The following is a 17,224-nucleotide window of genomic DNA, read 5'->3' as shown; positions in this document are numbered from 1 at the left end:
TTCCAGCACCGAGCCGCCGTTTTCCTGGTTGCCCGCCATGAGCGCCTCGCGCACCTGGCCCTGCGTGATGCCGTAGGCGGCGAGCTTCACGGGGTCGAGCACCACCTGGTACTGCTTGACCATGCCGCCCACGGTGGCGACCTCGGCCACGCCGGGCAGGCTCTTGAGCTCGTACTTCAGGAACCAGTCCTGCAGCGCACGCAGCTGCGACAGGTCATTGCGTCCGCTGCGGTCCACCAGGGCGTACTGGAAGACCCAGCCCACGCCGGTGGCGTCGGGGCCCAGTGACGTCTTGGCGCCTGCAGGCAGTCGCCCCTGCACTTGGTTGAGGTACTCCAGCACCCGCGAGCGGGCCCAGTACAGGTCCGTGCCGTCCTCGAACAGCACGTAGACGAAGCTGTCACCGAAGAAGGAGTAGCCGCGCACGGTGCGCGCGCCGGGCACCGACAGCATCGTGGTGGCCAGCGGGTACGTGACCTGGTTCTCCACGATCTGCGGAGCCTGCCCCGGCAGCGTGGTGCGGATGATGACCTGCACGTCCGAGAGGTCGGGCAGTGCATCCACCGGGGTGGTGCGCAGGCCCCAGATGCCCGCGGCAGTGAGGAACAGCGTGGCCAGCAGCACCAGGAAGCGGTTGCCGACGGACCAGCGAATGAGCTTGGCGATCATTGCCTGCCTCCCGTGCCATGGCCGGCATGCGCGTCCTGCGACGGTGCGGGTGCAGGAGCGGCCGCAGGGGCCGGCTTGGATGGAGGCGCCGTGTCGCGCGCGATGGCCACGACAACAGCCTCATCACCTTGCATGCGGAAGCTGAAGCGCACCGCGTCCTGGCTCTTGAGGCCCTTGGCCATCCCGGAGCGCTCCAGCTTGAAAGGCATGGTCATGGCCGGCCACTTCAGCGCCGGCACCGCCTGGTGGTCCAGCGTGATGGTGTCGCCCTCCACCTCCACCACGCGCCCGCTGGTCTCGAAGGTGTTGGCGGCCGCCGCGGGCTGGGATGTCTTGGGGTTCGGTGTTGCGGAAGCAGCCCCATGCGCACCCTCATGTCCGGGCGCGGCAGCGAGCGCGGCCGGCGAGGACGACGTGCCAGCGCCTGCTTGGGCCACGATACCGCGCAGGCTGGCCTCGGAGTCGATGAGGAACTGGCCGGAGGCCACCACCTGCTGCCCCGGCTCGATGCCGCGGCGCACGACGATGCGCACGCCCACTTCGGGCCCGAGCTCCACCTCCACCGGGCGGTAGCGGCCCGGCGCGTCCAGCACGTACACCAGGGCGCGCCGCCCGGTACGGATCACGGCCTCGGCCGGCACCGTCACTGCCTCGCCCTGCATGCCACCCTGCAACTGCACCTGGGCGAACATCCCTGCACGCAGGCGCTGTCCCGGGTTGGGCAGCTCGATGCGCACGCGCAGGGTGCGCGTCTCGGCGTTCGCCTCCGGCAGGATGGCCGAAACCTTGCCGCGCAGCGGCTCGGTCGCTGCCGCAGCCAGGCGCACGGTGGCTGGCTGCCCGACCGCAACGCTGGCGGCCTGGACCTCGGGCAATGCCGCCTCAACCCAGACGGTGGAAAGGCCGTTGATGCGCGCCAGTGTCATGCCGCCCTCGACCGTCATTCCCTGGCGCACCATCAGTTCGGCGATCAGTCCGCCGCTGGGCGTGCTGATCGTGGTGGTGGCCAGCGGCTGGCCGCTGCGCTCCACGCGCTCGATGAGGCCGGCGGTCATGCCCAGCAGCACCAGACGCTGGCGCGCCGCCCGGGCCAGCTCAGCGTCCCCCGTGGCGCGCACCGCCAGGTACTCCTGCTGCGCGGCCAGCCACTCGGGATGCAGCACGTCGGCCAGCGGCGCGCCGGCGCCAATCACGTCGCCCGGGGCACGGGCATAGACGCGCTCGACGAAGCCTGCCGCGCGCGCCTGCACGATGCTCACGTCGCGCTCGTTGAGCTGTACCGTGCCGACGGCATCCACGCGCGACTCCAGGGCCTGCTTCTCGGCGGTGGCCACGCGCAGCCCCAGCGACTGCACTGCCTGGGGCGACACGGCCACGCCCGTGCCGCCGGCCGCACCGCCAGCCTCGTCGGCGTACTTGGGCTGCAGCGGCATGTCCATGTAAGGCGACTTGCCCGGCTTGTCGAACTTCATGTCCGGCTTCATGGGGTCATACCAGTACAAGACCTGGCGTTCGGCCGAAGCGGCTGACGCGGCCGGGGTCGCAGCCTGCCCGCTTGCGGTGTGCGACGGCGAGCGCCAGGTGGCCAGCCCCCAGCCGGCGGCCAGGCCAGCGGCCAGCAGCGCGATGGCGGCAGCGATCTTCTTGGGTTGGGCGTTCATGGTGGTCACTCCGCAGTCAGGGTGTTCAGGCGCACGCGCAGGTCCACGCGCTCAGCGTCCAGCTCCAGGGCGCGCAGGCGCAGCTCCAGCGCCGCGGTGCGCGCTGCCAGCACGGCGCCCAGGTCGCCTCGGCCAGCCTGGTAAGCGGCCGTAGCGAGCGACACACGCTCGGTGGCGAGCCGCTGGCCGTCGCCTTGCAGCCGCTGCGACTGCGCGTCCAGAGCCTGCAGTTCAGCGAGTTGCTGATCGACTTCCTCGGCGTGCCTGCGCGCCGTGTCCTCGCGCTCGGCCTCCACCCGCTCCAGCTCCCGGCGCTTGGCGGCGATCTTCGGTTCCTGGCGCTCGCCCGGGCGCAGCGGCAGGTCGAAGCTCACCTGGAACGACACCATGTCGTCGTAGCGCGGGCGCCGGGCATAGGCGACCTCCCAGGCCCAGTCGCCGCGCTTCTCGGATTCGGCTTCGCTGATCTCCGCACGGGCCATCGCGGCCATGGCCTCATAGGGCTGCAACTCCACGTGGCGGTTCAGTGCCGCACGCACGGTCTGCGCATCAACGCCCAGCACGGGCGCCTCACCGGAAAGCGGCTCGTCGGCGCGCGGGCCCACCAGGCGGCGCAGCGAGGCGCGGACCTTGGCCAGGTCACGTGCGAGCTCGTCATGACGGTCGTCCAGCGCCAGCGCTTCCTGGCGTGCCATCGTCAGTTCGGCCGGTTGCGCAGCGCCTGCGGCAATACGCGCAGGCAGCGTCTGCTGCAACAGCCGGTTCTCGCGCTTGAAGTCCGCAACCAGGGCTAGGCGCGCTTCAGCGTAATAGACCGCGTTCCAGGCCCGCATCGCCTCGCGGCGCACCAGCAGCTCCGACACGGCGGCCAGGCTGCGTTCGCGTTCGATGCGCGCCAGCCCCGCTTGCGACCATGCCTCCCGCTTGGCGCGGTTGGGCACCTCCTGCATCACGCCGATGCGCTGCATCGTCATCGAGTCACGCGTGAGACGCCACCGGTCCATGCCGGTAACGGGCAGGTTCTCGACGCCAACCGACACCCGCGGATCGGGCAGCGCGGCCGCGGCCGGGTGAGCGGCTTGCGCGCCCGCCAGGCTGGCGTGCTGAGCGCGCAGGGACGGCGACATCTGGCGGGCCAGCTCGACCGCCTCGTCGAACGCCAAGCCTGCGATGGCGGCCGGCAGGTAGGAGGCGCACAGCGCCAGGGCGCAGGCTGCGGCCAGGCGGCGCAGCCGGGGCCGCCGATGCACGGCGGCAGCGGGCCGCGCAGCGCGCGCGCCCGACAGGATCAGGGACATGGTGTTCTCTCGGAATGGTGAAACCAGCAAGGGGATGCGTCAGCGCACGCCTTGGCGGCGTGCCACGACAACGGCCCGCCGGATCAATTCCGAAGAGAGAGCAAGGATAGATAGAGGGGAGGAGATCCCCGAGGAGGCCCCTCCGTGGGCGCCTTGGAAAGGGCCATCACCGAGGGTGGCTCGGCCAGCAGTGGCAGCACCCACAGCAGCACCGGCAACGCAGCTGGCGATGCATGGAACTCCGGGCTGGCCTGCAGGTTCACGGACTGGGTACCCTGGTCGCAGTGCGCCTTGCACAACTGGGGCTGCTCCGGGTCCATCGCGCCATGCATGTCGCCGTCGCACTCATGCATCAGCTCGGCTGCAAGCGCTGCAGTGTCGGAGCGATCCTCGCTGCGCGGACAGGCATAGGCGGCCGTCACCAGCTGCACCAGCAGCATGAACCCAGCCAGCCAGGCGGCCATGCTGCGACGGTGACGAGGGGCGAAACGCATGCTTGCAGTCTAGACGAGGGGCATCGGCCGCGATTGAGCTGCATCAAGTCCGCACGGGATGGCCCGGCTGGATGGGAATGGATCTTGCCGAAGCGCGGCGGCAGATGCCGGATTACCGCGGTGGCAATCCGTTCAAAAGGAGATCCAATGAGCTCGCCCATCACCATCCGCCGGCGCTTGTGTGCCATCGCCCTGTCCTGCCTGGGTTGCCTGTCACTGGGCACGGCCCAAGCCCAGGGACAGGGGCCGTCGGCTGGCACGGGCCACGGCAGCTCGGGCATGCAGTCAGGCTCCAGTGACATGCACGGCACCATGATGCGCGGCATGGAGGCCATGCAGCAGATGAAGCCCACGGGCGACGCCGACCGCGACTTCGCCACCATGATGAAAATGCACCACCAGCAGGCGGTGGAGATGTCCCAGGCGTATCTCAAGCAGGCCAAGTCGCCGGAACTCAAGAAGATGGCCCAGAAGATTGTCCAGGACCAGCAGAAGGAGATTGCACAGTTCGACAAGTGGCTGCAGTCGCACAAGTAACGTGCAAGTCGTCCTCGTGATGCTGCGGTATTCAGCGGGCAGCATTTCGCGATGATTTTCTGGCTCCAGCGCCGGTTCGTGCAGCGCATCGTCGCCGCGCTGATGGTGTTCACGTTCCTGCCCCTGGCGGGGACGGCGCACGCCTGCCAAGCCATGCGTCACCTGGCTGCGGCGGACCTGTGGCCATCAAAGTCCGTCAGCCGGCATGCCCTGGATATTGCCGAAGGCGTCGGCCACGGGCTCGCGGCGCGCCAGCCTGTGAAGGTGTTGACCCACAAGGGGCCGTGCCACCTGCTGGTCACCGTTGCGGTTGCCGAGGACCGGACCTGTGCGAAGCCGGTACCCCCGGAAACTCACTGGCCCCAGTCGGACGCTTGCCGTTTCGTCTCCTGTACCTGGCCCCCGCCCAAGCACCGGCCCCGTCTCGGTTGATTTCTCTGCCAACGGCCGCGCGGTCCTGTCTGCGCCGGCATCCCTGTGTATCAGGGCGCCAATGTGCGCCCATGGAATTCATGGAGAGAAATCATGGCTCACGAGATGTACCAGGCCTGTGTCGAGGCTTGCAACGCCTGTGCTGATGCATGCGACCACTGCGCCGCCGCGTGCCTGCAGGAGCCCGACGTGCAGATGATGGCGCACTGCATCGCGCTCGATGCCGACTGTGCGGCAATCTGCCGCCTCGCCGCCGGCTACATGTCGCGCGGCAGCCAGTTCGCGGCGCAGATGTGCCGCCAGTGTGCTGATGTGTGCCAGGCGTGCGGGGATGAATGCGCCAAGCACCAGCACGACCACTGCCAGCAGTGCGCCCAGGCTTGCCGCCGCTGCGCCGAGGAGTGCCGCCGCATGGCAGCGGCATAAGCCGCTGGAATCGGGCTGGTGCCTGCCATGGGTGCCAGCCCATTGCGCTGGATAGCTGGCCTGCGCTGCCGCTCCCTGGGTCTACACAGGTGTTCACGAAGCGAATGCTTGGCATGAATGGAGGCGCTGTGTACACATCCAGCCGTTATCGGCAGAACGCGATCAATGCCCAGGGCAAGATAGCAACAGTCCGGAACGCACAACCGCCCTTGACTGCATCGTGGGTTGGGCGTTCCTTGCTAGTTGCAGCCAAGGAGGCGCGGATGAACAGTGGTGACCTGCCCTGGGGCGCTGGTGAGTCGGGATCACCGGCCCACGAGCATGCAAAGCATGCCTCCTACGTCTTCTTGATCGACGACACCGGCGCGGTCCATCCCGTGCCTCACGGGCTCTACGTCGCGCTGGCCCGCGACGGCGCAGGCAGCGCCGCCTTCGCCGGCACGCGCTTGCGTCTGGCGGACTGGTACGTGCGCTTGAGCGATGGCAGCCCTGCACGCGTGGTCAACGAGTGGTACGGCTGGGTCAGTTTCGATGAGCGGGGACGCTTCGACCCCTCGCCGGATTTGCCACAGCGGCCCGTGCGCCCGCCTGGGGCTCAAACCATGGACACGTCAGCACTTCCGACGGCGGAGGAACGCAAGACGATGGAAGCAGTGCTGTTCGGTGGGGAATGGCCGCCGCACGAGGACATGTTCGACCCTGGCTCAGGCGCCCAAGGATAAGAAGCCTCAACGGCCCCCGCCCTATAGTTCAGTGCTGCAGGTCGTCGAGGATCGGGCAGTCCGGACGGTGATCCCCATGGCAGCTGTCTGCCAGTTGCTCCAGCGTCTCTTTCATGGCGCTCATCTCGGCGATGCGGCGCTCCAGATCGGCCACGTGCTCCTGCGCGATGCGCTTGACCGCAGCGCTGCTGCGCCGCCGGTTCTGCCAAAGCTTGAGCAGCTCCGCGATCTCGGCCATCGAGAAGCCCAGGTCCCGCGCCCGACGTATGAAGCGCAGGGTGTGGACCTCGACCTCGCCATACTGCCGATAGCCTGAATCCGTACGGCGTACCTTGGGCAGCAGGCCCAGCGACTCGTAATGACGCACCATCTTGGCTGACACGCCGGAGCGAGCAGCGGCTTCACCGATGTTCAGGTTTTGTGTGTCGACCGCTACAGAGGACATGGCAAGTTCTTCCTCAAAGGGTGCACATGCCCCGATGGCGATTGCTTACCGTGGCACCGAGGCCAAACCAACAATGCCAGGCACATGCGCATTTCAGTATGAAGCTTGCCACTATGGCAAGGTAAAGCCAAATTACCCATGACCTTGCTAACGGTGGCGTTATACCGGCAGTCGGCTTGACCTTGCCATTGTGGGAAAGCTGAAGCTCCACCCGTCAGCAACCCCAACCAGGAAGGTCACCATGATCGAGTTCTCCATCCCTGAAATGAGCTGCGGCCACTGCGTTGGCGCCATCACCCAGGCGATCAAGGCCGTGGACCATGACGCCCGTGTCGACGTGACCCTGGCCGATAAAAAGGTCCGGGTTCAGAGCGATGCCGGCCGCGACGTGCTGGCGCGCGCGCTGAGCGAAGCCGGTTACGAGCCGACCGCGGCCGTCGCCACGGCGGCTCCCAAGCGCGGCTGCTGCTGCCGCTAAAGCACAGGCGCGGCCTCCTGTAGCGCCTACAGCCGCTGCGAGATCTCCAGCAGCGGCTTCATTCCGGAGCCGAAACGCAGGATCGGCTCCAGGTTCTTCTTGAGTTCGCCGTAGGGCAGGTAGCGGATACCCAGCGACGACACGCGCGAGAAGGCCGGGCGCTGCAACTGCTGGCGCACCTCCTCGCGTCGGTCATCCGGCGCCACCAGGAACAGCGCGCTGCCTTCGCCGATCTCGGTACCCAATGCCAGGTCCAGCATGCGCACGATGCCGGAGTAGATCGACGTCGAGTGCTCCACCTCGAAGGCTGCGGCGACCTTGGCATTGCCAGGCTCGACCCATACCACGTCGATGAGACGCACGGCGTCGAGGCCGGTTCCCGCCGTGGTCGGGAATTCCGTGAGGCAACCGTCCGCCAGGCGTCCGCCGGCGTACTCGCGGCTGCGGTCGTTGGCCGCAATCCATACCTTGAAGCCCAGCGCGTGACCGACGTCGCGCAGCCAGCCCTGAACTTGCGTATGGGTGGCGTCGCTCTCATTGGCAGCCGCCCATGCCTTCTGTGCCGCAGCGGACTCCTCCCGTACCTTCTGCAAGTCGGCTTCCCAAGCCTGGAGCGCCGCCGCATCATCCTCGCGCGGCGGCGCAGCGTAGCGGCCGCTGCCGATGTCGAAGAGCAATCCCGCAATCGCACCCAAGTCGTTCGAGAGCTGGGTACGGTGCGTCTGGTTGAGCCGGATCGCGCCCTCGCGCATTGACAGGTAGTGGTCCCAGCGGCCGAGCTTGACATTGCCGCCCGTGACGGCGTTGTAGCCCTTGACCATGGCGGTGTTGAAGGGCATCACCAGCGTCGGGTGGATGAAATACAGCAGATTGGCTACTGCGGGTCCAAGGCCCTTGATCTGCAGCGCGTCGATGCGCCGGATGGCTTCGACTACCGCCTCGGCCGTGTCGCAGCAGTCGCAGGTGTGCAGCAGCCGGGCGAAGGCTTTCTGGTTGGCCGCGTTCTCGTAGATGTCGGGAATGCGCAGCTTGGGCTTCCACAGGAAGGCGTGGTCGGCGCCCTTGAAGAGCTGGCGCTGCTCGGCCACCGATCCAACCACGGTCTCCAGCGCCGAGCCGCGGTAGGCGTTGCCGAAGGTGCCGGCCTCGATCTCGCGCACGACCTGTCCGATGCCGCGCCGGATGGAACGGAAGTTCTTCAGTCGCTCGTCCCAGAGGAACCAAGTGTTGTAGGTGCTGTGCGGATCCGCTTTCCAGTGGTCGATAAGGATCGCCAGGGTGTCGTGCATCGGGTGGTCCGGTTCTTGGCTGTTTTGTACGAAGCCGGAGATGGTAGATCCCCGGCAGCGGCGCGACACCCTGGCGGATCAATCCGCGCTCACCGGGCCGAACCGGTCCAGCGGCGCAGCAGCAGCGCGTTGCTCACCACGCTGACGCTGCTGAAGGCCATGGCGGCACCGGCCACGACCGGATTCAACAGCCCCAGCGCCGCCAGCGGGATGCCCACCACGTTGTAGACGAAGGCCCAAAACAGGTTCTGGCGGATTTTGGCGTACGTGCGGCGCGAGATGTCCAGTGCGTCAGCCACCAGTGCCGGGTTGCCGCGCATGAGCGTGATGCCCGCGGCATGCATCGCCACGTCGGTACCCGTGCCCATGGCGATGCCCACGTCGGCCGCGGCCAGCGCGGGGGCGTCGTTGATGCCGTCGCCGACCATCGCCACCCGAGTGCCGCCCTGCTGCAGCTCCGCTACGATCTCCGCCTTGTGCTCGGGCAGCACCTCGGCGCGGATCTCCTTGATGCCCAGCATCCGTGCCGCGGCCTGCGCACTGCCGGTGTTGTCGCCGCTGACCAGCACGGTACGCACGCCCAGCGCATGCAGCGCCTGCACCGCCGCCGCGGCCGTGACCTTGGGCTGGTCGCCAAAGGCCAGCAAGCCGATCAGGCGCGGGCTGCCGCCGCTTACCTCGGCCAGCCAGGACACAGTACGGCCCTCGGAGGCCAGCGTCTGCGCGCACTGCACCTGCACCGTGAGGTCTACCTGCAGCTCCCGCATGTAGCGGCTGCTGCCCAGGCGCAACTCGCGCCCGCCCACGATCGCTGCCACGCCGCGGCCGGCCACGGCGCGCACCTCGGCGGCAGCGGGCACGTCGATGTGCTCGCGCTCGGCCGCCGCCATCACGGCACGCGCCAGCGGGTGCTCGCTGTGGGCCTGCATTGCAGCGCTGAGCGCCAGCAACTGCCGGGCGTCGCCGTCGGCCGCTTCGAAAGCCAGCAGCTCGGGCTTGCCTTCGGTGAGCGTGCCGGTCTTGTCGAAGGCCACGGTACGCACCGCGTGCGCCACCTCCAGCGCCTCGGCGTCCTTGATCAGGATGCCGTGGCGCGCGGCCACGCCGGTGCCGGCCATCAGCGCCGTGGGCGTGGCCAGGCCCAGCGCACAGGGGCACGCGATCACCAGCACCGCCACGGCATTGAGGATGGCCGTCTGCCAGTCGCTGGTACCGAAGCCCCAGGCCAGCGCCGTCGCCAGCGCGATGGCGATGACGACGGGCACGAACACGCCGCTGACGCGGTCCACCAGGCGCTGGATCGGCGCCTTGCGCGCCTGGGCGGACTCGACCAGCCGGATGATGCGTGCCAGCGTCGATTCCGCGCCCAGTGCCGTGGTGCGCACCAGCAGCAGGCCCTCGCCGTTGACGGCGCCGCCGGTGACCTTGTCGCCCTCCTGGCGCGGCACGGGCAGGCTCTCGCCGGTGATCAGCGACTCGTCCACCTGGCTGGCGCCTTCGAGCACCAGGCCGTCCACCGGGATGCGCTCGCCGGGCCGGATCACGACCACGTCGTCCAGACGCACCTGCGCCAGCGGCAACTCCTGGTCGCGGCCGTCGCGGCGCACGCGGGCGGTGTCGGGCCGCAGCGCGTTGAGGGCGCGAATCGCCTCGGTGGTCTGGCGCTTGGCGCGCACTTCCAGCCACTTGCCCAGCAGCACCAGCGTGATGACGACGGCCGAGGCCTCGAAGTACAGGTGCGGCGTGCCATGGCCGGCGTGGGCAAAGAGCAACTGCCACACGCTCAGGCCGTAGCCGGCCGTGGTGCCCAGCGCCACCAGCAGGTCCATGTTGCCGCTGCCCGCCTTGAGCGCCTTCCAGCCGGCGCGGTAGAAGCGCGCGCCCAGCCAGAACTGCACCGGGGTGGCCAGCGCCCACTGCAGCCAGCCGGGCAGCATCCAGTGCGCGCCCACCAGCAGGCCCAGCATTGGCAACACCAGCGGCAGCGACAGTGCCGCCGCCAACGCCACGGGCCACCAATCGGGCAGCGGGCGGGCGCGGGTGGCGCCTTGCACGGGCGTGGCGTCCGCCGGCCGAGCGGCGTAGCCGGCCTTCTCTATGGCGGCGATCAGCGTGGAGGCGTCGGCCTGGCGCGCAGCGACGGTGACGGTCGCGACCTCGGTGGCCAGGTTCACTTCGGCGTCGAGCACGCCCGGTACGCGGCGCAGCGCGCGCTCGACCCGGGCGACGCAGGAGGCGCAAGTCATGCCCTCGATGCGCAGGCGCAACGTCTGGCGCACGACGCCATAGCCCGCACGCTCGACCGCCTCGCGCAGCGCCTGCAGCGGCACCGACGGGTCCGCCTGTACGCTGGCCGTCTCGGTGGCGAGATTCACGCTGGTCTCGGTCACGCCCGGCACGGCCTTGAGCGTGCGCTCGACCCGCGCCACGCAGGAAGCGCAAGTCATGCCTTCTATGGGCAGTTCCCAGGGCATCCCAGAAGGTGTGGTTTGACTGACCACTGAGCTGTTCATGGCAGGTGAGGAAAATGTTTTGAGATGGGTGAAGTCTGGACCTTGCCACGATGGGAAAGTCAAGCACTGCCCGCAGGCAGTTGCACTGCCCTGGTGCAATGCCGCTTGCTGGCACTGCGCGCCGTGCACCACAATGCGCCGCATGCAGCGCCTTCGGGGGCGTGCTTGGCCCGACTCATTGCCGCCGTGGCCGGTGTGCCCATGTGCTTGTCGTGACTTTGACCCAGATCAACAACCACGACTCGGTACACCCTATGCTGGCCTTGATACCTCTCAATGCAACAGCACGCCATGCGTTTTCACCGCCATCACCTACGCCGCTGGGCAGCCGTCGTGCTGCTGGCGTGGGTCTTCGGCATCGTGATGAGCGTGGCCAACGCATGCGCCATCCAACCGTCCGCCGATGCCAGCGCTGTTGCGGCTGAGCATGCGACGGCGTCTGCTCATCACCACGGCAGCGATGACGAAAGCGATGAGGCTGCCAAGGCGAACTGCCTCGACTTCTGCGAGGAATCGTCCGTAGCAGCAGCAACCTGGCAACCTCTTGCCGACTCTGCGAACTTTGCCTGGTTGCCGGCAATCCTGATTGCCCTGGTCTTGCCACAGCCGCGGCTTCAAGCCGCGCGCTCCTTCTTGTCGCCACCCGCCCATACGGGTGCGCCTCCCATTCCGATCGCTTTCCTGCGATTGGCGCTCTAGCGCGCGGAAGCGAGCGCGGCAGCCTGGGCTGCCACGCTTGCCGCGTGCCCTTTCGTTGCCCTGCATCTGCTGCCGCAATGGCAGTGATGTGACACGGCTGCGAGCCCTTTCCTTCCCCCCTGTCCTGATCAAGGAGATCCGCAATGTCCCTCGTTCGTCAAATCGCCGCTGCCGCCGCTCTTGTGCTGTCGGCCACCGCGACACTCGCCCAAACTGCACCGGCCGATTCCGCTGCCTCGTCGGCGAAGCCCGACGCCACCACGTCCAAGGACTGCGTCAAGACGCCGCGCCATGACCATGGCGCCGAACGAGGCATGCCTTCGTCGCGAGGCAAGCCCTGCACGCCGGAGAAGGAAAAGGTTGCCAAGGACAACACGAGCGCTACGGATGCCAAGGCCAAGTCCGGGCATAACCACGCACAGTTCCACAAGAACCAGTAAGCAGCTTCGCTTTGGAAGGAGTCGCCATGCCTACAGACCATGAGCATCACGGCAGGAAACCAAGCGGCCCGAACTGGTCACGGATCAACCAATGGGTGCTCTGGCTCGGGCTGGCTGCTGCGGTCGCGTACATGTTCTATCGCCACAACGCCCATCTGTCCCAGCTGTTTCCGTTCTTGATCCTGCTGGCGTGTCCGCTGCTGCACCTGTTTGGACATGGCGGACATGGCGGACATGGCACAGGAGGCGATGATGAGCGCGCGCCCCCAGGATCAGGCCGCTCCGATCCGCCGAACACGAACCACCGGCACTGAGCTCAGGGCATGCCTGCCATCCCGGTACAGGGTCTTGTCATGAGACCTCGCTCCTGTGCAAGTTCGGTGCGGCATGCCTGCAGACGAGCGCTGTGGTGCGCTTGCTTGCGGTGTCGGGACGAAGCGTCTTCGCACGGCCTTTCACGCAACGGTGTAGGCCTCACACGCGAGCTGCCAAAGGACAAACAAACATAGCCAATTTGCGCGGCAAGGCCCTACAAGCATGCAGCAACCGTCCAGTGGCTGCGGCTTCACAAGCAGGGCATAAGTACCCAGCGCCGCCTGCGCCTGCGGTCGGGCGACCTGCCAAAGGTCTGCCTGCGGCTTGAGCCGATTACACGCGCTGCACCTGCACCGGCGGCCGGCTGAAACAAATCCATGAACACGAACAATGCTTGATGACCCTATCACAGCCGGCACGCAGCCCGGCACTGCCGAGGCTACTGCACACCAGGATGCCTGCGCACAGACCATAAATGCCATTCGCCTGGCTGCCGTGATCGGTGATCGTCCGGCACCGGGGTTCCCATGCAGCAGCGACCTCTCGACAGCGCCCCTGGCCGCAGTGCCCGAGGTCCGACCGCCCGAAGACGACATGCTGCTCCTGACCAGCCGGGCTGCGCAGGCCATGGACCAGGCAATTCACGCGCTGCTGTCCAAGGCGTCGATGGGCATGTCCCCGATCAGCCTGACACTGGCTTGGTCGGACTGGCTGCTGCACTTGGCCGTTTCGCCGGGTCGACTTGGAACGCTGGCACAGCTTGCGGCGCAACTGGTGCATACCTCGACACAGGCGCAACTGGGCGCGCTGGACAACTCCGCCGCGCAGCAGCCTGCGGAGGTGGACGATCGCTTCGGCGATCCGTTGTGGCGCCGCTGGCCCTTTGAGCAGATCAGGAGCGGTTTCTTGGCGTCCAGTGCGTGGTGGAAACAGGCCAGCTTGGTAGACGGCATGGCTCGCCACAACGCCCATCTGGTGGAATTCTTCACCCGCCAATGGCTGGATGCCCTCTCACCAGCCAACTGGCCCGCTACCAATCCGCAGGTGCTGACGGCCACGCTGGCCAGCGGTGGCCAGAACCTGCTGAATGGCGGTCGCCTGCTGGTCCGGGACCTCGTCGAGCAGCAGGCCCGGCGTGGTGAGCAACCGCCCGGCACGCTCTCGCCGCTGCCGTTTGCAGTAGGTACGGACGTTGCCGTCACGCCGGGCAAGGTGGTGTTCCGCAACCATCTCATCGAGCTCATCCGCTACGAGAGCACCACCGCCACGGTTCATCCAGAGCCGGTGCTGATCGTGCCCTCGTGCATCATGAAGTACTACATCCTGGACCTCTCTCCCAGGAACTCCATGGTGCGCCACCTGGTGGATCAGGGACACGTGGTCTACATGATCTCGTGGCGCAATCCCGATGTTTCGGACCGGGATCTTGGCATGCACGACTACCTGCACAGCGGCGTGATGGCCGCGATGGCCGCCATACAGGCCGGCAGCGGCGCCGACTACATCCACGCCGTTGGCTACTGCCTGGGCGGCACGTTCCTGGCCATTGTCGCGGCGGCACTTGGCGGACATGACTGCTCATCCGATGCCAGGTCCCGGACCGGGGGTGTCTGCGCCGTCTGCGGATGCGGCTTGCCCAAATTCCGCAGCGTCACACTGCTGGCCACGCTCACCGACTTCACCGAGCCGGGCGAGTTGGGCGTGTTCATCGACGACGACCAGTTGCGAACGCTGCGCGAGGAAATGGCGCACACGGGCTTCCTCAGCGGCCGGCAGATGGCCGGCTCGTTCCAGTTCCTGAATTCGCGCGACCTGATCTGGGCGCGCAACGTGCGCCGCTACCTGCTGGGCCAGGACAGCAAACCTAACGACCTCATGAGCTGGAACACCGACGTCACGCGGCTGCCCGAGCGCATGCACTCCGAGTACCTGCAGTCGCTGTACCTGAACAACGCGCTCGCGGCGGGCCGCTACCGCGTGGGCAACACGGCAGTAGCGCTGGGCGACATCCAGGCGCCGCTGTTCGTGGTGGGTACGGCGCGCGACCACGTCGCGCCGTGGCGCTCGGTCTACAAGATCCACCTGCTCACCGACACCCACATCACCTTCGTCCTGGCCAGCGGGGGCCACAACGCGGGCATCGTCTCCGAGCCCGGTCACCCGCACCGCAGCTACCAGATCGCCAGCATGGAGCATGGCCACCGCTGGGTAGATCCCGAGGAGTGGGCCGCGCAAGTGCCGCTGCACCAGGGTTCATGGTGGGAGGCCTGGCAGGCTTGGCTGGTGCAACGCTCGGGACCGCGCGTGGCGGCAACGCCCATTCCTGCCGATACCGTAATCGGCGAGGCGCCGGGGCAGTACGTGCATGTTCGCTATGCAGACTGACGCGCGCGCGGTGCTGCCGCAGCAGCAGGCAACAGAGAGCCTGTGGCGGATGGAATTGGCGCTTGAGGACATCAACGCCCGCATTGCGAGACTGTCCATCGCCCTGCGTGCCCCGCTGGAAACCAACGCCGATGTAGACCACGTACTGCAGCGTCGTCCTGCTGCAGCTGTGGAAAACGACCGGCGATCCGGCCAGCATGCAGCCCATGACGGGCCGGAGCGCCGGGTAGCTCACAAGTGGGAGGAACTGCGGGGATTGCTGGTGCTGCGCTACCAGCTGTGCAGCCGGCTGGCTGCCGCGGTAGGCGCACCGGCAGTGCACCAGCTGTTGATGGCCGCGGATGCCCAGCTGCAGCGCGAGGGTTTCGGCAGTACGCCCGCGGGCATGGCGCTGTAGCAACGCGGCGCCCCCACCTGGTCACATCACGAATGGACGTTGATCACGTACCTCGCAGCGCACCCCGTAAGCCACCAAGCGCCCTACAGCGTGAAGGCATCGACCAATTCTTGAAAACCATCATGAACCAAACCATCAACACGGCCAACCTGACACACAACCTCACCCAGCGCCTGGCGCGCATGAGCCTGTCGGGCAAGAAGGGGCTCATCGTGGGCGTGGCCAACGAGCACAGCATCGCCTGGGGCTGCGCCGAGCTGGCCAAGCTGCAGGGCGCCGAGGTGGTCGCCTCCTGCCTCAACGAGAAGGCCGTGCGCTTCGTGGCGCCGCTGACCGAGCCCGCGGGCATCCCGCTCAAGCCCTGCAACGTCGAGAACCCCGGCGAGCTGCAGGCGCTGGTGGACTTCGCCATTGAGCAGCTCGGCCGCCTGGACTTCATCGTCCACTCCATCGCCTGGGCGCCGCTGGAGGACCTGCACGGCCGCGTCATCGACAGCTCCTCCACCGGCTTCGCGCGCGCGATGGAGGTGTCCTGCCACTCGCTGGCCGAGCTGGCGCGGCTGTGCGCGCCGCACATGACCGACGGCGGCGCCATCGTCACCATGAGCTACCTGGGCGCCGACGAGGCCGTGCCGCACTACGGGCTGATGGGCCCGGTCAAGGCCGCGCTGGAGTCGCTGGTGCGCTACATGGCGGTGGAGCTGGGCCCGCAGCGCATCCGCGTGCACGCGGTCTCGCCCGGCCCGATCCACACCCGCGCGGCCTCGGGCATCGCCGGCTTCGACGAGCTCATGAGCAACGCAGTGGCCAAGTCGCCGCTGGGCCGCGCCGTGACGCTGGACGAGATCGCGCAGCTCACGAGCTTCCTGTGCAGCGACGCCGCCTCCGGCATGACGGGCCAGACCATCTACGTGGACGCCGGCTGCCACGCGGTGGCCTGAAACTCTTTCACGACAACACAAAAACAAGACACCGCGCCATGAACGTCCTGCTCGAAACCGACTACATCGAGAACGTCACCTACGACGAGATCGGCCTCGGCCAGACCGCCAGCCTCACGCGCACCATCAGCGGCGAGGACATCCAGGCCTTCGCCGCCGTTTCCGGCGACACCAACCCCGCGCACCTCAACGCCGAGTACGCCGCCGACACGCTGTTCCACGGCGTCATCGCCCACGGCATGTGGGGCGGCTCGCTGATCTCGGCGCTGCTGGGCACGGTCTTCCCCGGCCCGGGCACCATCTACCTGGAGCAGGACCTGCACTTCACCAAGCCCGTGCGCGTGGCCGACACGCTCACCGTCACGGTCAAGGTCGCGGCCAAGGACGACGCCAAGAAGCGCGTGGAGCTGGATTGCGAGGTCGTCAACCAGAAGGGCGCCTGCGTGCTCTACGGCAAGGCGCGCGTGCTCGCGCCCACGGCCAAGGTGAAGCTGCCGCGCGACAAGGCGCCGCAGATCCACCTCTTCGACGCCCAGGCGCGGCTGCGCGCGCTGCTGGCGCTGGGCGCGGACATGCCCGCGGCCAAGTGCGCGGTGGTGCACCCCTGCGACGTGGACTCGCTCTCCGGCGCCATGGACGCGGCGCAGCTGGACCTGATCGACCCGGTGCTCATCGGCCCCGAGGTGCGCATCCGCCGCGTGGCGCAGGAAGCCGGCATCGAGCTGGGCGACGTGCGCATCATCGACACGCCCTACTCCGAAGCCGCGGCCGAGGTGGCCGCCGCGATGGCGGCCACGGGCGAGGTTGAGATGCTGATGAAGGGCAGCCTGCACACCGACGAGCTCATCCACGCCGTGCTGGGACAGAAGGCGCTGCGCACGGGGCGGCGCATGTCGCACGTGTTCCGCTTCGACGTGCCGCTGTACCGCAAGCCCATCCTCATCACCGACGCGGCGCTCAACATCGAGCCCAAGCTGATGGAGAAGAAGGACATCATCCAGAACGCCATCGACTTCGCCCGCATCATGGGCGTGGACAAGCCCAAGGTGGCCATCCTGGCGGCGGTGGAGACGGTCAACCCGT

19 protein-coding genes are annotated in these 17,224 nt (G+C 67.7%); 12 read left to right on the top strand and 7 right to left on the bottom strand.

Translation table 11 applies throughout. The annotated features are described in order from the left end of the window. The 4 genes from ALA01S_RS26955 to ALA01S_RS26940 all read right to left on the bottom strand — a co-directional run. A partial coding sequence (locus tag ALA01S_RS26955) for an efflux RND transporter permease subunit (protein ID WP_169806029.1) occupies window positions 1–669 on the bottom strand: 669 nt, incomplete at its 3' end. After that, window positions 666–2,330, bottom strand: a complete 1,665-nt coding sequence (locus ALA01S_RS26950) for an efflux RND transporter periplasmic adaptor subunit (protein WP_084267993.1) — start codon at window positions 2,328–2,330, stop codon at window positions 666–668. The genes ALA01S_RS26955 and ALA01S_RS26950, both read right to left, overlap by 4 nt. A gap of 5 nt (window positions 2,331–2,335) precedes the next feature. After that, a complete protein-coding gene (locus tag ALA01S_RS26945) occupies window positions 2,336–3,628 on the bottom strand; it encodes a TolC family protein (RefSeq protein ID WP_084267990.1) in 1,293 nt (430 codons plus the stop codon). A gap of 83 nt (window positions 3,629–3,711) precedes the next feature. Then, window positions 3,712–4,122 carry a hypothetical protein gene (locus tag ALA01S_RS26940; protein WP_169806028.1) on the bottom strand — a complete coding sequence of 137 codons (411 nt, stop codon included), beginning with the start codon at window positions 4,120–4,122 and terminating at the stop codon, window positions 3,712–3,714. Between the two features lie 147 nt (window positions 4,123–4,269). On the opposite strand from ALA01S_RS26940, the gene ALA01S_RS26935 reads away from it, so the two are divergent. From ALA01S_RS26935 to ALA01S_RS26920, 4 genes are all read left to right on the top strand, one after another. Next, the gene (locus ALA01S_RS26935; RefSeq protein WP_066342365.1) at window positions 4,270–4,659 is read left to right on the top strand and encodes a DUF305 domain-containing protein; all 390 of its coding nucleotides are present in this window, start codon (window positions 4,270–4,272) and stop codon (window positions 4,657–4,659) included. 51 nt (window positions 4,660–4,710) lie between these two features. Beyond that, a complete protein-coding gene (locus ALA01S_RS26930; protein ID WP_066342364.1) occupies window positions 4,711–5,091 on the top strand; it encodes a hypothetical protein in 381 nt (126 codons plus the stop codon). A 93-nt stretch (window positions 5,092–5,184) separates the two neighbouring features. Further along, complete coding sequence (locus ALA01S_RS26925) at window positions 5,185–5,517, top strand: four-helix bundle copper-binding protein (RefSeq protein WP_066342363.1); 333 nt, start codon at window positions 5,185–5,187, stop codon at window positions 5,515–5,517. Between the two features lie 263 nt (window positions 5,518–5,780). Continuing rightward, entirely contained in the window at window positions 5,781–6,239 is a 459-nt protein-coding gene (locus tag ALA01S_RS26920; RefSeq protein WP_066342362.1) for a hypothetical protein, read from the top strand. Window positions 6,240–6,267: 28 nt separating this feature from the next. Here the strand turns inward: ALA01S_RS26920 and cueR are convergent, their stop codons facing one another. Beyond that, window positions 6,268–6,684: a Cu(I)-responsive transcriptional regulator gene (gene cueR, locus ALA01S_RS26915; RefSeq protein ID WP_066342361.1), complete on the bottom strand. Its 417-nt coding sequence runs from the start codon at window positions 6,682–6,684 to the stop codon at window positions 6,268–6,270. Between the two features lie 241 nt (window positions 6,685–6,925). Here cueR and ALA01S_RS26910 point away from each other — a divergent pair, with 241 nt between their 5' ends. Then, a complete protein-coding gene (locus tag ALA01S_RS26910) occupies window positions 6,926–7,162 on the top strand; it encodes a heavy-metal-associated domain-containing protein (RefSeq protein WP_066342360.1) in 237 nt (78 codons plus the stop codon). Window positions 7,163–7,188: 26 nt separating this feature from the next. Here the strand turns inward: ALA01S_RS26910 and ALA01S_RS26905 are convergent, their stop codons facing one another. Together ALA01S_RS26905 and ALA01S_RS26900 are read right to left on the bottom strand one after the other, a co-directional pair. After that, window positions 7,189–8,451: a type II restriction enzyme NmeDI-related protein gene (locus ALA01S_RS26905; protein WP_066342359.1), complete on the bottom strand. Its 1,263-nt coding sequence runs from the start codon at window positions 8,449–8,451 to the stop codon at window positions 7,189–7,191. Between the two features lie 89 nt (window positions 8,452–8,540). Beyond that, on the bottom strand, window positions 8,541–10,964 hold the full coding sequence (locus tag ALA01S_RS26900; RefSeq protein ID WP_066342358.1) for a heavy metal translocating P-type ATPase: 2,424 nt from the start codon (window positions 10,962–10,964) through the stop codon (window positions 8,541–8,543). A 276-nt stretch (window positions 10,965–11,240) separates the two neighbouring features. On the opposite strand from ALA01S_RS26900, the gene ALA01S_RS33585 reads away from it, so the two are divergent. From ALA01S_RS33585 to ALA01S_RS26885, 7 genes are all read left to right on the top strand, one after another. Continuing rightward, on the top strand, window positions 11,241–11,663 hold the full coding sequence (locus tag ALA01S_RS33585) for a hypothetical protein (RefSeq protein ID WP_157119312.1): 423 nt from the start codon (window positions 11,241–11,243) through the stop codon (window positions 11,661–11,663). A 143-nt stretch (window positions 11,664–11,806) separates the two neighbouring features. Further along, window positions 11,807–12,103, top strand: a complete 297-nt coding sequence (locus ALA01S_RS33580; RefSeq protein WP_157119311.1) for a hypothetical protein — start codon at window positions 11,807–11,809, stop codon at window positions 12,101–12,103. 26 nt (window positions 12,104–12,129) lie between these two features. Further along, window positions 12,130–12,417, top strand: coding sequence for a DUF2933 domain-containing protein (locus ALA01S_RS32315; protein ID WP_084267989.1), 288 nt, complete (start codon window positions 12,130–12,132; stop codon window positions 12,415–12,417). Between the two features lie 595 nt (window positions 12,418–13,012). Beyond that, entirely contained in the window at window positions 13,013–14,803 is a 1,791-nt protein-coding gene (locus ALA01S_RS26895) for a PHA/PHB synthase family protein (RefSeq protein ID WP_084267991.1), read from the top strand. Further along, entirely contained in the window at window positions 14,784–15,200 is a 417-nt protein-coding gene (locus ALA01S_RS33575; protein WP_157119310.1) for a hypothetical protein, read from the top strand. Before ALA01S_RS26895 ends, ALA01S_RS33575 begins: the two co-directional genes overlap by 20 nt. A 122-nt stretch (window positions 15,201–15,322) precedes the next feature. Then, complete coding sequence (fabI, locus tag ALA01S_RS26890; RefSeq protein ID WP_084267988.1) at window positions 15,323–16,141, top strand: enoyl-ACP reductase FabI; 819 nt, start codon at window positions 15,323–15,325, stop codon at window positions 16,139–16,141. Between the two features lie 38 nt (window positions 16,142–16,179). After that, the coding region (locus ALA01S_RS26885; protein ID WP_066342357.1) for a bifunctional enoyl-CoA hydratase/phosphate acetyltransferase at window positions 16,180–17,224 on the top strand (1,045 nt) is incomplete at its 3' end.

The sequence above is a fragment of the Azohydromonas lata NBRC 102462 genome (assembly GCF_001571085.1).
Taxonomy (GTDB): Bacteria; Pseudomonadota; Gammaproteobacteria; order Burkholderiales; family Burkholderiaceae_C; genus Azohydromonas; species Azohydromonas lata.
Note: the sequence above shows the minus strand (reverse complement) of the source record. Positions and strands in the feature narration are given on the sequence as shown.